Here is a 13,223-nt window from a genome sequence, read left to right on the forward strand (position 1 = left end):
GGCCCGCCCCCTCATTCCGGTCCGCCAGGAACGATCACCCTAGCCAGCTCCGTGCGCGGTGCGGAGGGGGCCTTGGCCCATATACGACGTCGGGGCGGTGTCCGCTGCGCCGCTGGCGGCGAACGGGGAGCCGGACGACCGTCAGGAATCGAGCTGGACCAGGCATTGCTTCGAGTCCTCGGGGCTGGCCCCTGAATGTGCAAGGCGCCCTGGATGGCCTGGATTACGTGCTCGTCGTGGGACGAGTTGCGCGATGCGCACTTCACCTTCCTCGCCGGGCGGCTGCGGGGTGCGCACGTCTGGGGGAACTTCTCGGTTCATCCGGAAAACGATCTCGGCCCGTGCCTACCGTTGACCAGTAAAGACACGCATACGGGTCTGCGTTGTACGCGTCGGCGCGCGGGCTGTACACGGTACGGGGCGTGACCAACTCCGGTGGGTCGCGTTGGCCGACCCGCAGGTGGGGACGTTCGGGACAGGCAGAGCGACACGGGACGCTACGGGAGGCGTGGGACGTGGACGATCAGCGACAGCAGCCGGAGCACGAGTACGAGGTCGGGTCGGGCATTCTGCATGTGTTCGGCCAGCACTGGAGGCCTGGTGGCAGCGGGCCGCTGTGGGCGGCGGGTTCGGTGGCCGTGCCCTGAAGTCGTGACCTCGGGAACCGGCTCCGCCCCGCTCAGGTCCCGACCGTCCCCACGGTCGCGAACCCGCGGAACAGCACGGACAGAAGGTTCCGGGACCCTGGACGACAGGGGTGCGACTTCCCGCACGCCATGTCTGCGATGGGGCGGTACGTTGCGCAATGTGCCGGCGAGCGGGGCGGATGCCCCGCGCGAGGACCGATGAGTTCCGGGTGCCGGAGCGGTCTGAAGAGTATGGATACCGAAAACCAAGCGATGCCCACGGCCGATTTGGGACCTGCCGCACGTCAGGTCGCCGCACTGCTCGACGGCATCGAGGAGAAACAGCTGACCGCCCGCCCCGCGACCGGCCGATCCGGCGGACCGTGCCGGAGCTCCGGCACGGTCCGCCGGCCCCGCCGTCCTGTCCTCCCGGCGGCACGTGGCCGATTCCGCACGCGTGGTCAGTGCGGTCGCAGTGTGCGCACCGCCTCGCGCACCCGGTCGCGCAGTCGTTCGTCGGCCGGGGCGATGCCTGACTCCAGTCCAGAGGCCGTCACCCGCAGGTCCCTTTCAGCGAGGGCTGTCAGCCGGTTCAGGTGGTCGCCGGTGAGGGCGGCCGGGCCGAGGGCAACCAGGGCTTCGACGGCGGTGACGGGTTCGGCGTCCGCTTCCGCGGCGTCCAGGAGCAGGCCGGCCAGCCGAGGGGCGTCGACGGACTCGGGTGCGATCGCGTGCAGGGCGAGTACCGCGGCCGGGGTCTGTTGCCGGTCCGTCAGCAGGCCCTCCAGTGCGGGGACCAGCGGGCGGGCCGCCTCTCCGATGAGGGCCGCCGCTCGCGCGGCGCGGATGAACGTCCAGCGCATCCAGGCCGGTTCGACCGCCGCGAGCACCCCGGCGAGCACCGGCACCGCCTCCTGCGCGTCGCCCGTGATCCGCCACAGGGCGGTGGCGATCTCGACATCGCCGTCCAGCTGCGGGATGGTGCGGTTCGGCTCGGGGACGGTGAGCGCGGACCGCAGGGCGGGCACCAGATCGGCTGCCTCCGGGCCCAGTTCGCCGGCGGTGTTCGCAGCCTCCCGTACGTCGTAGCCACCCTCGGCGAGCCGCGCGGCCGTCGCTGCCAGCAGGGGGCCGGTGTCGCCGGTCAGCTCGTGCACCGCCCCGGCCGCCGTGAGCCTGCCCGCCTTCGGTCCGGAGCGGGCCGCGGTGGTCAGGAGTTCCGCCACCTTCGCGCGGTGTTCCGGCGGGCAGACCGCCACCAGTGCCCCGGGGACGACCTTCGGGAACCGCGCCAGCGCGGACCGCAGTTCGGGCAGGGCCGAGGATGCCCGGCTCCCCCAGGCGGTGAGCAGGGCCGTGAGCCAGAACGGCTCATTGCCTTCGAGATCGTCGGCGACGAGGCGGACACGGATCGCGTCCAGCAGGTCAGGGTCGTACGGGAACGAGAGGGCGGCTGCACCTCGGACCGGGAAGCCGCATACGGCACCGAGCGCGCGCGGGCGCTGCCCCAGGTCGCGGGCGAGGAGCGGCGCGGCCTGCGCGGGGGCCACGGCGACAAGCGCTTCGAGCGCCCGGTCCGCCGGATCACCCTGCCCTGCGGCGAGTCGGGCCAGGACCGGTGCGGCCACCGCTCCATGGGCGCCCAGCTTCCTGAGGAGCGAGTACGCCGCGGGCACGGCTGCCGGGTCGGCCGTCAGGGCCCGCAGGGGCGCGGCCAGCCGTTCGGGCGCGCTGCGCGAGAGCTGACAGGCGGTCTCGGCCGCCCACAGCGCCTCGGCGCGGGCGTCGGGGTCGGGGCTGCGCAGTGCCGCGTCGAGCAGGCCGTACGCCGCTTCGCGGTCCTCTTGGGTGTCACGGAGCAGCAGGGATTCGACGACACACTGCAGCGGTTCGTTGCGCTCCTGGTCGAGGCGGCTCCGGACCAGCCCGTCGGCCGGGAGGAGCGCCAGCATCGCCTCGTGGTGGGCGGGGCCCCAGGGCCGGCCCGCGTCGACGTCGGTCAGCAGGGCCGTGACCCTCACCTCGCCCGGCTCGCCCGCACCCATGGCTTCGACCGCCTCGGCGGCGCTCCCTGCCGGGTCCAGATGGGCGATGGCACCGAGGAGTTCGGCCCGGACAAGGGAGTCCGTCTCTTCCGCCCAGCGCCTCCGGAGCACCGGCAGCACCTGGCCGGATGCCCCTGTCATGGCCGCGGTCCACGCGGCGGCCTGCCGCAACCCGGGATTCTCGTCGGCGATCCAGCCCAGGATCAACGGCAGCTGGGCGACGACGGCCGTCCGGCAGGCGGCTTCATCCGCCTCCCCCTGGTCCTCGCCGCCCTCCGCGATCCCGCCGAGCAGCACCAGCAGGTCCTCCGTGCGGTGCCCGGCCTCCGCGAGCCGCGCCAGATACGGCACCGCGTGGGCCGTCGCCTCGTACACCGAACCCTGGTGCAGGATGCTGCCGTACAGCTCGGAGAGCGCCTCGGACGCCGCGTCCTCGTCGTCCCCGGCGAGCACCCGCAGGCAGTCGGGCACATCGGCGGCGCTTCCGTACGCATGCTGCAGCTCGGCCCACGGCTGGGCGTCGACCTCGGCGAAGAACAGTGCAAGCTCCATGTGGACGATCTTGGCACCCGGCACTGACAATGCCCCCGGCCGAACCGCGCCCACGATGCCGACCCTGCCCGACCGCCCGTGACCGAGTGCGCACCGGGAGGACCACCGGCCGATCGGCGCGATCCCGCGGGCGCGCGAGGAGATCTGCCGCCGCTCGTCCACGAGCGGCACCGGATCAACCAGCAGCAGCGCGTGGAGCCGGAGAGCAGCGCGCGGCTGCTGGGCTGAGCCGTGAACCGGCAGCCCCGGATTCAGCCCGTCGCCGCGTTCCGCCGGCTCCCGGCGGCACCCAGCTCCGGGGTTCAGCCGGCTGCCGGGGTTCAGCTGGTGAAGAACTCGGTGATCTGGTGGGCGACCTGGTCGGCGTGGGTCTCGTGGACCCGGTGGCCGCCGCCGAGCGTGATCAGCCGGCAGTCCGGGATCAGGGCGGCCATGTCGGCCAGCCGGCCCTGCGGCATGCTGCTCTCCGGGCCGCCGGCGATCATCAGCGTCGGCGCGACGATCTCGCCGAGACCGTCCGCCCACTGCGGGTCGGGGGTGGCGATCTGGGCCCGGATGGGCGCGACGACATTCCAGTCGTAGTCGACCGGCTCCTCGGGCTGCGCGGCGGGCCTCGGCTCACTGGGGAACGGCGGCGGGGTCTCCACCAGCACCAGGCGCTCCACCCGGTCCGCGTGCTCCTGGGCGAGCAGATGGGCGACGACGCCGCCCATGGAGTGGCCGACCAGGCCGACGCGGTCGAGCTCGCACTCGTCGAGGAAGCCGAGGACGTCGTCCCTCATCAGCTCGAAGGAGTACTCGTCGGGCCAGTCGCTCTCCCCGTGCCCGCGCAGGTCTAGGGCGTACACCCGCCATTCCTCGCCGAGCAGGCTCCCGACCGCTTCCCAGCTCCCGGCGGAACCTCCGAGGCCGTGCAGCAGGACGACGGGCGAGCCGAACGGGTCGCCCCAGGTCCGGTACGCCAGCCGGACGTCGCCGACATCCACAACAGAGTGATCATCCATACCCCTGACGCTACAGGCGAACGGACCAAGATCCTTCCCCGCGCCTGGCAGGCTGGAGAAGTGAAGGTCATTCCGCGTTCCCGGCTCGCCCCCGCCACGGCTCTGGTCACCACTCTGGTCATGGCGACCGCCCTGCTGGCGTGGTGCTCCGGGCGCTCGCCCGGGCCCGTTTCCGGCAATGGCGCCCCGGGGGCCGGGCTGGACGATCCGGCGAAGAAGGAGATCGCCATGCAGCTGGTCTCCAGCGCGGAGAACTCCACGCTCGACTGGAAAGCGCAGTACAAGTACATCGAGGACATCGGCGACGGCCGCGGCTACACCGCGGGCATCATCGGCTTCTGCTCCGGCACCGGCGACATGCTGAGCGTCGTCGAGCGGTACGCATCGGCGCGCCCCGGCAATCCGCTGGAGCGGTTCCTGCCCGCTCTGCGCGCGGTGCAGGGCAGCGACTCGCACGAAGGCCTCGGGTACTCGTTCACCGACGCATGGGTGGAGGCGGCCGCCGACCCCGCGTTCCGGTCGGCGCAGGATGCCGAGCGGGACAGCTCATACTTCGATCCGGCGGTCGAACAGGGAAAGGACGACGGTCTTGGCGCCCTGGGCCAGTTCATCTACTACGACGCCTATGTGATGCATGGGTCCGCCGACTCGAACGGCACGGTCGGCTTCCGTACGATGCGCCGCGAGGCTCTCGACGCCGCCGAAACGCCGTCCCGGGGCGGCGACGAGGTGACGTATCTGAACGCCTTCCTCGATGCCCGGGTCGCCGCGATCCGCAAGGAACCCTCGCACTCCGACACCAGTCGCGTCGAAACGGAGCAACGGGTCTTCGTACGCGAGGGCAGACTCCAGCTGGAAACGCCGCTGAAGTGGAAGGTGTACGGCGACAGCTACCGTATCGACGAACCCTGAACCCGCGATCGGCGGACGCATGAAGCGTCTGCGTGAGGGGCCGCGTGCGCCGGCGCCCAGCATGGTTCCGGCCACCGGTCTCGGGCCGGCCCCCGGCCCCGTGGCCCAGTCCGTCCGGAGCCCCGTCGCCGCTCGGGGCGCCAAGGCCCCGTCGGGGTCTGCACGGTCGACGACAGCGGGGTCAACTCCCGCGGCGGACCGGGGTCGGAGTACCCCGTGCCGGGTCAGGTGAACCGTGGTCAGTACCTCAACTACCGCTAGCGGAAGAGACATTGAGCCATGGGTGATCTGCGGGGCGGCCCCACGGACGCATGGATCCACGTGGCCCGCCTCAACTGCTGAAAGCCATCGGCCAGAGGGTGTCCGCCCCTGATCCGCAGGCCGCCCCGTACGGCCCCGCACCGCGCGTCCGGCGCGTGGTGCGGGGCCTTTCCGTAGCCGGAGCCGAACTCAACACGCTTGCGCCGAAGGAGTGCACGACTCTCACTCCGCTCTGAACTCTCACTCCACTCTGATAGGAAAGCTTCCTAGCGGAACACGGAACGACGAACTCCCTTTGGAGGAATGGTGCCCGCTCGCCATAAGCACGTCGCACGTCGCAACACTCGCCCCGGACGGCTCGCGCTGGCCGCATTCGGGGTGACCTTCACGGCGGCACCCACCACCGCCCACGCCGGTGCCCCCACGCATCCGGCCGTGCGCCAGGAGGTCTCCGCCACCCGGCAGGCGGCTGCCGCCACCGGGCTGGCCAATCCGGCGAAGAAGGAGATCGCCATGCAGCTGGTCTCCAGCGCGGAGAACTCCACGCTCGACTGGAAAGCGCAGTACAAGTACATCGAGGACGTCGGCGACGGCTGCGGCTACACCGCGGGCATCATCGGCTTCTGCTCCGGCACCGGCGACATGCTCGACCTCGTCGAGCTGTACACCCAGCGCAAGCCGGGCAACGTCCTCGCGAAGTATCTGCCCGCTCTGCGGGAGGTGAACGGCACCGAATCGCACGACGGCCTCGACCCGGACTTCGCCGAGGACTGGGCGACCGCGGCGTCGGACCCGGCCTTCAAGCAGGCGCAGAACGACGAACGGGACCGGGTGTACTTCAACCCGGCGGTCGATCGGGCGAAGGCCGACGGCATCGGCACGCTCGGCCAGTTCGTGTACTACGACGCCATCGTCATGCACGGCGACGGCGACGAAAGCACCAGCTTCGGCTCCATCCGCAAGCGCGCGCTCGTCAGGGCGAAGCCGCCGTCGCAGGGCGGCGACGAGGTGACCTACCTCAACGCCTTCCTGGACGCGCGGGTCTGGGCGATGCGGCAGGATGAGGCCCACTCGGACACCAGCCGGGTGGACACCGCCCAGCGGGTCTTCCTGAAGAAGGGCAATCTGAACCTGGATCCGCCGCCGGAGTGGAAGGTGTATGGCGACAGCTACCACATCGGCTGAGTCCCGCCCGGACCTGCCCGGAACACGTCTGTGGCGCGTACGGCTCTCGCCGTGCGCGCCACAGAGCCGTACCGCACACGCTCAGTGCGCGCCCACCGGTGCCGTCGCCGGGACGGAGGGCTCCTCCTCGTCCTCCGCCTCCGGATTCCCGCCCAGGTGGTTGAAGGCCAGGTTGAGGACGATCGCCACGACGCACCCGGTGGAGATCCCCGAGTCCAGCACGACGAGGAGGTCCTTCGGGAACGCGTGGTAGAACTCCGGTGCGGCGATCGGGATCAGGCCTATGCCGACGGAGGCCGCGACGATCAGCGCGTTCTCACCCTTCTCCAGGGCGGCGGTGGCCAGCGTCTGGATGCCGCTCGCGGCGACCGAGCCGAAGAGCGCGATGCCCGCACCGCCGAGCACCGGCAGCGGGACGAGCGCGATGACGGACGCGGCCACGGGGACCAGACCGAGCACGATCAGAATGACACCACCCGCGGCGACGACGAACCGGCTGCGCACCTTGGTCATCGCGACCAGGCCTATGTTCTGCGCGAAGGCGCTGCACATGAAGCCGTTGAAGAGCGGGCTGACGGCGCTGCCGAGGGTGTCGGCGCGCAGACCGCCCTCGATGGTCCGTTCGTCCGCCGGGCGGCCGACGATCCTGCCGAGGGCCAGCATGTCGGCGGTGGACTCGGTCATGCAGACGAGCATCACGATGCACATCGAGACGATGGCGGCTATCTCGAACTGCGGCGCCCCGAAGTGGAACGGGGTCGGGAAGCCGACCAGGCCGGCGCCCTTGATCGCGCCGAAGTCGGTGATGCCGACCGGGATCGCGATCAGGGTGCCGGCGACCAGACCGAGCAGGATCGCGATCTGCTGCAGGAAGCCGCGCAGCAGTTTGCGCAGGGCGAGGACGATGACCAGGGTGACGGCGGCCATGGAGATATTGGTCGTCGACCCGTAGCCGTCGGCCGTCGCGTTGCCGCCCTGGGACCAGTTGAAGGCGACCGGCAGCAGCGAGACGCCGATCAGGGTGATGACGGTACCGGTGACGACGGGCGGGAAGAAGCGGACCAGCTTGCAGAAGTAGGGGGCGAGTACGAAGCCGAGGAGGCTGGCCACGAGGATCGCGCCGAAGATGACGGCGATGCCGTCGTGCCCGCGGTCCTTGCCGATCGCGATCATCGGTGTCACCCCGGCGAACGAGACGCCGTTGACGAACGGCAGCCGGGCGCCGATGCGCCAGAAGCCGAGGGTCTGGAGCAGGGTGGCGATGCCCGCGGTGAAGAGGCTCGCCCCCATCAGGAAGGCGGTCTCCTTGGCGGTGAGTCCGACGGCGGGTCCCACGATCATGGGCGGGGCCACGACGCCCGCGTACATCGCGGCCACATGCTGCAGTCCGCTGGTGAACATCTTCAGTGGGGGGAGGGTCTCGTCGACGGGATGCCTGCCGCCGGAGGCCTGCGGGTCGTCCGGTACGGGCTGCTGGTCGGGAACTGCGACTACGTCGTTGCGAAACCTGGGCTGTGCTGCCACGGCGGTTCCTCCGGTCGGGTACACGTCAAGGCGACGTGGGTGTCAGGGAGGTGGTGCGTTGGTGCAGGTGGGGCAGGTCGTGCAGCTGGTGCGGCAGCTTTGGTCACCGGTCCGGCGAACGCGCACTTCTGAGTGCGTGTTCGCCGGACCGGCTGCCGTGGACCCCGCTCGGGTCCACGGCAGCCGGCCGAGGGCCGTCCCCCTCCGGCCGGCCGTTCTGGGGGAGGTGCCCCGGAGCCGTCAGGCCCCGGCGGCGATCTGCGCGAGGCGGCGCGCCTCGTCGCGGGTGGTGCGGGCGATGGCGTCCTCGTCCACCGTGGTCAGGTGGTTGCCCTCGACGACCGTCTTCCCGTTGACGAGGGAGAGGGTGACGGGGGCGGCGGCGCCGAAGACGAGCGCGGTGACCGGGTCGGCGATGGAGGCGTGCGCGAGCGTGTCCAGCTTCCAGAGCACCAGGTCGGCGAGCTTTCCGACCTCCAGAGAGCCGATCTGGTCCGCGCGGCCGAGGACCTGGGCTCCGCCGTACGTTCCCAGGCGCAGGACCTGACGGGAGTTCAGTGCCTTTTCGCGGTGGGCGCCGAGGCGGTTGATGAGGAGCGCGTTGCGCAGTTCGGTGTGGAGTTCACCGGCCTCGTTGGAGGCGGTGCCGTCCACACCGAGGCCGACAGGGACACCCGCGGCCAGCATGTCGGGGACCCGGGCGATGCCTGCCGCGAGGCGGGCGTTGGAGGACGGGCAGTGCGCGACGCCGGTGCCGGTGCGGGCGAACGCGGCGATGTCGGAGTCGTTCATATGGACGCAGTGAGCCATCCATACGTCGTCGCCGAGCCAGCCCGTCGACTCGAAGTAGTCGGTCGGGCCCATGCCGAACAGCTCGTGGCAGAACTTCTCCTCCTCCACGGTCTCCGAGCCGTGGGTGTGCATCCGGACCCCGCGGCGGCGGGCCAACTCGGCTCCCTGGCGGAGCAGTTCGGTGGAGATGGAGAAAGGCGAGCAGGGTGCGACGGCGATCTGCGTCATGGCGTCGAAGGAGCCGTCATGGTGCGCGTCGATGGCCGCCTCGGTGCCGGCGAGCGCACCGTCGAGTGTCTCGACGGCGAAGTCCGGCGGCAGTCCGCCGTCCTTCCGGCTGCGGTCCATGGAACCGCGGGCGAGGGTGAAACGTACGCCCGTGTCGCGGGCGGCTCCGATGATGGCGCCGGACAGGTCGCCGGAGCCCTGCGGGTAGACGTAGTGGTGGTCCATGGCGGTGGTGACACCGCCGCGGGCCATCATCGCGAGCGAGCCCTGCGCTGCGGCGCGGACCATCGGCTCGTCGATACGCGCCCAGGTCGGGTAGAGGGCGACGAGCCAGTCGAAGAGGTTGTGGTCGGTGGCCAGGCCCCGGGTGATCCACTGGTAGAAGTGGTGGTGGGTGTTGATCAGGCCGGGGGTGACGAGGTGCCCGGCGCCGTCGATGCGTCGTACGACGTTCTCCAGCCCCTCGGGGGCCCGGCCGGCGCCTACGTGCTCGATGCGGTTGCCCGCGACGACGACATGGCCCGAGGCGTACTCGGTGTCGTCGGCGTCGACGGTCGCGATCGAACAGTTCTCGATGACGATGCGGTCCACACGGTCAGGGGCTGCCATGGCGCTTCCTTCTTCTCTCTCCGGTGAGGTGGGCACGGCAGGACCCTAGGAGGATTTGAGTGCCACAGCCGTGCGGCTGTGGGTGCCGAGATGGTGGAAGAACAGGTTGAGCAGGACCGCTGCCAGCGCTCCCGCACTGATCCCGGAGCCCAGCACGGTCTGCGCCCACGACGGAAATCCGGCGTAGAAGGCGGGCGCGGCGAGCGGGATGATGCCCGCGCCGAGCGCCACGGCGACCAGGACGATGTTGGAGCTGTCGTCGAGTCCGGCCTCGGAGAGCGTACGGATGCCGCTGACGGCGATCGAGCCGAACAGCACGATTCCGGCGCCGCCGAGCACGGGCATCGGGACCAGGGAGACGACCGCGCCGAGGACGGGGAAGGCGCCCAGGACGATCAGTGCGCCACCCGCCGCGGCGACGACATAGCGGCTGCGTACCTTCGTCAGCGACACCACGCCGACGTTCTGGGCGAACGCGCTCGTCGGGAAGCCGCCGAAGACCGGGCCGAGCAGGGTGGCGATGCCGTCGGTGCGCAGCCCGCGGGTGATGGTCCGCCCGTCGGTGCGCCGGTCGCAAATCTCGCCGAGCGCCAGCATGCCGGCCGAGGACTCCGTCATCAGGACCAGCATGACGATGCAGAGGGACAGGATCGCGGCGGGCCTGAACTCGGGGGCACCGAAGGCGAAGGGTGTGGGCAGGGCCGCGAGCGGTGCGGTCCTCAGCACGGAGAAGTCGGCGAGTCCGAACGGGATCGCGGCGATCGTTCCGATCAACAGGCCGAAGAGCAGGGCGACTTGTTTGACGAATCCGCGCCCGAATCGCTGGATCAGCAGGATGACGGCAAGGGTGAAGGCGGCCAGCGCCAGGTACTTCATGGCGCCGAAGTCGGCGGCTTCCTTGTCACCGCCCTGCGCCCAGGAGACCGGGACCGGCATCAGGGTGACGCCGATGAGGGTGATGACGACCCCGGTGACGAGCGGCGGGAAGAAGCGGAGCAGTCGCCCGAAGAACGGTCCGACGGCCAGACAGAAGGCTCCGGCGACGAGCACCGCTCCGTAGATCGCGGGGAGTTGGTGGCCGGGGGCGCTGGTCTCGGCGATGGCGAGCATCGGGGCGATGCCGGCGGAGGAGGCGGCGTTGACGAACGGCAGCCGGTTTCCCGCGACGCCGCCGATGCCGAGCGTCTGCAGGAGGGTGGCGAGTCCGGCGATCAGCAGACTGGCCGCGATCAGCCGGGTCATGCCGGCCGGGTCCAGGCCGGCGGCCTGGCCGATGATGAGCGGAGGGGTGACGACGCCCGCGTACATGGCGGCGATGTGCTGGAGCGCGGCGGGGACGAGACGCGCGGGGGAAAGCTTTTCGTCCACCGGATGTACGGAGTTCTCCGGTGGTGCGGTACAGGGGCCTTCTGCTGCAAGGCCCGTTGCAGGCTGTGCCATGGGGTTTCCCTCCGGGTCGGCCGGTCCCCGCCCGTCGGCGGGCGGGGACCGGCTCAGGGCCGCGTCAGAGGTTGGTCATGTCGACCGGGATCTGCGGCTCGATGCCGTCCCGCAGCACGGTGGCCTCGATCAGGCCGTACGGGCGGTCTGCCGCAAAGTAGACAGCACCGTCGGCGGTCTCGTTCTTGAGACCGAAGGGCTCCAGGTCCACCAGAAAGTGGTGGTTGTTCGGCAGGGAGAAGCGGATCTCGTCGATCTCGCTGCGGCTGTTGATCACCCTCGACCCCATCTGGTAGAGGGTCTGCTGCAGCGAGAGGGAGTTCGTCTCGGCGAAGGCCTGCAGGATGTGCTTCTTGGCCTGCTCGTACGACTTCTCCCAGTTGGGCATCCGGTCGTCGTCGCTGGTCCAGTTGTAGCGCCAGGCGGCAGCGACGTCGGTGCACAGGATGCGGTCGTACGCCTCCTTGAGCGTCGTGTACTTGTCCTTGACGTAACCCCAGAACTCCGAGTTGGTGGTGTTCATGACCGTGAGGTCCTTGAGTCCCGAGATGACCTGCCAGTTCTCACCGTCGTAGGTGATCTGGGTGGTGCGCAACTCCTGGCCCTTGCGGACGAAGGAGTGGTTGACCTCGTCCGAGCCTATGAACTTGGAGTTGTTGTCCGAGGTGGCGATGCGCTCCCAGGAGTACTCCTGGATACGGATGCGCGCCTGGTGGATCGGCTCCTGCGACGTCACGAAGTGGCGGGCGAGGTGGATGCCGAACTGCTCGGCGGACTCGATGCCGTGCTCCTTGGCGAACGCGTACACCGTGTTCTTGGTGGTGTCGGTCGGCAGGACGTTGGCGTTGGAGCCGGAGTAGTGGACGTCGTCCATGTCGCCGGAGAGAGCGACCGAGACGTTCAGGTCCTTGATGTGGTGGGTGTCGCCGTCCCGCGTGATCTTGACGACGCGGTTCTCTGCTTTGCCGTACTGGTTCTGGCCGAGAATCGTGGGCATGTCTGCTAGCTCCCTCGGTATACGGAGTAGCCGAACGGGTTGAGCAGCAGCGGTACGTGATAGTGCTCGCCCGGTACGACGGCGAAGGTGATCGCCACTTCCGGGAAGAACGCACCGCTGTCCCTTACGCGGGGGGCGTCCTGCTGCGCCTCGGCTTGCTTGTCGAAGAAGTACGTCTCGGTCTCGAAGTCGAGACGTACATGGGTGGTGCCCTCCGGCAGCGCCGGCAGGTCCTTGCATCGCCCGTCCGCGTCGGTCGCGGAGCCGCCGAGCGTCACCCACGGCGCGTCGCTGCCACTGCGGGCGGCGAGCGTGACGGCGACGGCTGCGGCGGGGCGGCCGATGCTGGTGTCCAGGATGTGCGTGGACACCGATGCGGTGGTGTCGGTGCTCAAGACCGTCACTCTCCTTCGGTTACGAGACGGGTCAGCCGGATGCGATTGATCTTGCCCAGCTCGGTGCGCACGATCTCGCGCTCCTGCTCGGGCGAGTTCCCGATCCGGGACTTCACCGCGTCGCGCATCTGCTCGCCGGTGGCACCGGTGGCGCAGATCAGGAAGACATGTCCGAACCGCTCCTGGTAGGCCAGGTTCAGTTCGAGCATCTCGGCCTTGAGCTCCTCGGTGGCGTCGGCCATCCCCCGCTGTTCGCGGGAGGAGGTCGGGTCCCCGGGGACCGGGCGGCCGATCGGGGGGTGGCCGGCCATCGCGTCGGTCAGATCTTCGCGGGTCAGCTCGGCCATGGCGGCATCACCGGTGGCGAGAAGGGCTTCTGCGGTGGTGTAGGGGCGCCGGGAGAGGATCGCTCTTCCCCATGCCGCACTGGCACACACCTCGTGCAAAGCGGTGGTGGCCTCGTCGTCCGCCAGGGTGTTGAACCGGGCGAGGCCCGGTGTGGAGCTCAGAGTCACGGGAGCCTCCGTGGCTTTTTTCGCTGTGCGTTGGTCGGGCTGCGGATAGCTAACGCCCTCCACAACACCACGTCAACACTTTGTTGAAATTCCGCGAACGTCAAAGGCCGCCGCCCGGTGATCCGGGCGACGGCCTTC

General features: G+C 70.1%; 12 protein-coding genes. 4 read left to right on the forward strand and 8 right to left on the reverse strand.

Annotated elements, in window-relative coordinates; translation table 11 throughout:
* Positions 1–515 precede the first annotated feature (515 nt).
* Positions 516–647, forward strand: coding sequence for a hypothetical protein (locus tag ACGFSA_RS07760; protein WP_393301173.1), 132 nt, complete (start codon positions 516–518; stop codon positions 645–647).
* Positions 648–1,087: 440 nt separating this feature from the next.
* Here the strand turns inward: ACGFSA_RS07760 and ACGFSA_RS07765 are convergent, their stop codons facing one another.
* Positions 1,088–3,223, reverse strand: coding sequence for a hypothetical protein (locus ACGFSA_RS07765; protein WP_393301176.1), 2,136 nt, complete (start codon positions 3,221–3,223; stop codon positions 1,088–1,090).
* A gap of 78 nt (positions 3,224–3,301) precedes the next feature.
* On the opposite strand from ACGFSA_RS07765, the gene ACGFSA_RS07770 reads away from it, so the two are divergent.
* On the forward strand, positions 3,302–3,451 hold the full coding sequence (locus ACGFSA_RS07770; RefSeq protein WP_393301179.1) for a hypothetical protein: 150 nt from the start codon (positions 3,302–3,304) through the stop codon (positions 3,449–3,451).
* A 92-nt stretch (positions 3,452–3,543) separates the two neighbouring features.
* On the opposite strand, the gene ACGFSA_RS07775 is transcribed toward ACGFSA_RS07770, so the two are convergent.
* Positions 3,544–4,227 (reverse strand): alpha/beta fold hydrolase, encoded by a 684-nt coding sequence (locus ACGFSA_RS07775; RefSeq protein ID WP_393301182.1) that lies wholly within the window; start codon positions 4,225–4,227, stop codon positions 3,544–3,546.
* Between the two features lie 120 nt (positions 4,228–4,347).
* Between ACGFSA_RS07775 and ACGFSA_RS07780 the strand changes: the two genes are divergently transcribed.
* Positions 4,348–5,139 carry a chitosanase gene (locus ACGFSA_RS07780; protein WP_393301610.1) on the forward strand — a complete coding sequence of 264 codons (792 nt, stop codon included), beginning with the start codon at positions 4,348–4,350 and terminating at the stop codon, positions 5,137–5,139.
* A 564-nt stretch (positions 5,140–5,703) separates the two neighbouring features.
* Entirely contained in the window at positions 5,704–6,585 is an 882-nt protein-coding gene (locus ACGFSA_RS07785) for a chitosanase (protein WP_393301185.1), read from the forward strand.
* An 81-nt stretch (positions 6,586–6,666) separates the two neighbouring features.
* On the opposite strand, the gene ACGFSA_RS07790 is transcribed toward ACGFSA_RS07785, so the two are convergent.
* The 6 genes from ACGFSA_RS07790 to uraD all read right to left on the reverse strand — a co-directional run bounded on the left by ACGFSA_RS07790 (position 6,667) and on the right by uraD (position 13,085).
* Positions 6,667–8,109, reverse strand: coding sequence for a nucleobase:cation symporter-2 family protein (locus tag ACGFSA_RS07790; protein ID WP_393301188.1), 1,443 nt, complete (start codon positions 8,107–8,109; stop codon positions 6,667–6,669).
* A gap of 240 nt (positions 8,110–8,349) precedes the next feature.
* Positions 8,350–9,738: an 8-oxoguanine deaminase gene (locus ACGFSA_RS07795; protein WP_393301191.1), complete on the reverse strand. Its 1,389-nt coding sequence runs from the start codon at positions 9,736–9,738 to the stop codon at positions 8,350–8,352.
* A 45-nt stretch (positions 9,739–9,783) separates the two neighbouring features.
* The gene (locus tag ACGFSA_RS07800) at positions 9,784–11,178 is read right to left on the reverse strand and encodes a nucleobase:cation symporter-2 family protein (RefSeq protein WP_393301194.1); all 1,395 of its coding nucleotides are present in this window, start codon (positions 11,176–11,178) and stop codon (positions 9,784–9,786) included.
* Positions 11,179–11,242: 64 nt separating this feature from the next.
* Positions 11,243–12,175, reverse strand: coding sequence for a factor-independent urate hydroxylase (pucL, locus tag ACGFSA_RS07805; RefSeq protein WP_393301197.1), 933 nt, complete (start codon positions 12,173–12,175; stop codon positions 11,243–11,245).
* A 5-nt stretch (positions 12,176–12,180) separates the two neighbouring features.
* Entirely contained in the window at positions 12,181–12,570 is a 390-nt protein-coding gene (gene uraH / locus ACGFSA_RS07810) for a hydroxyisourate hydrolase (RefSeq protein WP_393301200.1), read from the reverse strand.
* A 5-nt stretch (positions 12,571–12,575) separates the two neighbouring features.
* Complete coding sequence (gene uraD, locus ACGFSA_RS07815) at positions 12,576–13,085, reverse strand: 2-oxo-4-hydroxy-4-carboxy-5-ureidoimidazoline decarboxylase (RefSeq protein ID WP_393301203.1); 510 nt, start codon at positions 13,083–13,085, stop codon at positions 12,576–12,578.
* Positions 13,086–13,223 lie beyond the last annotated feature (138 nt).

This window comes from Streptomyces sp. NPDC048496, from assembly GCF_043200055.1.
Classification (GTDB): Bacteria; Actinomycetota; Actinomycetes; order Streptomycetales; family Streptomycetaceae; genus Streptomyces.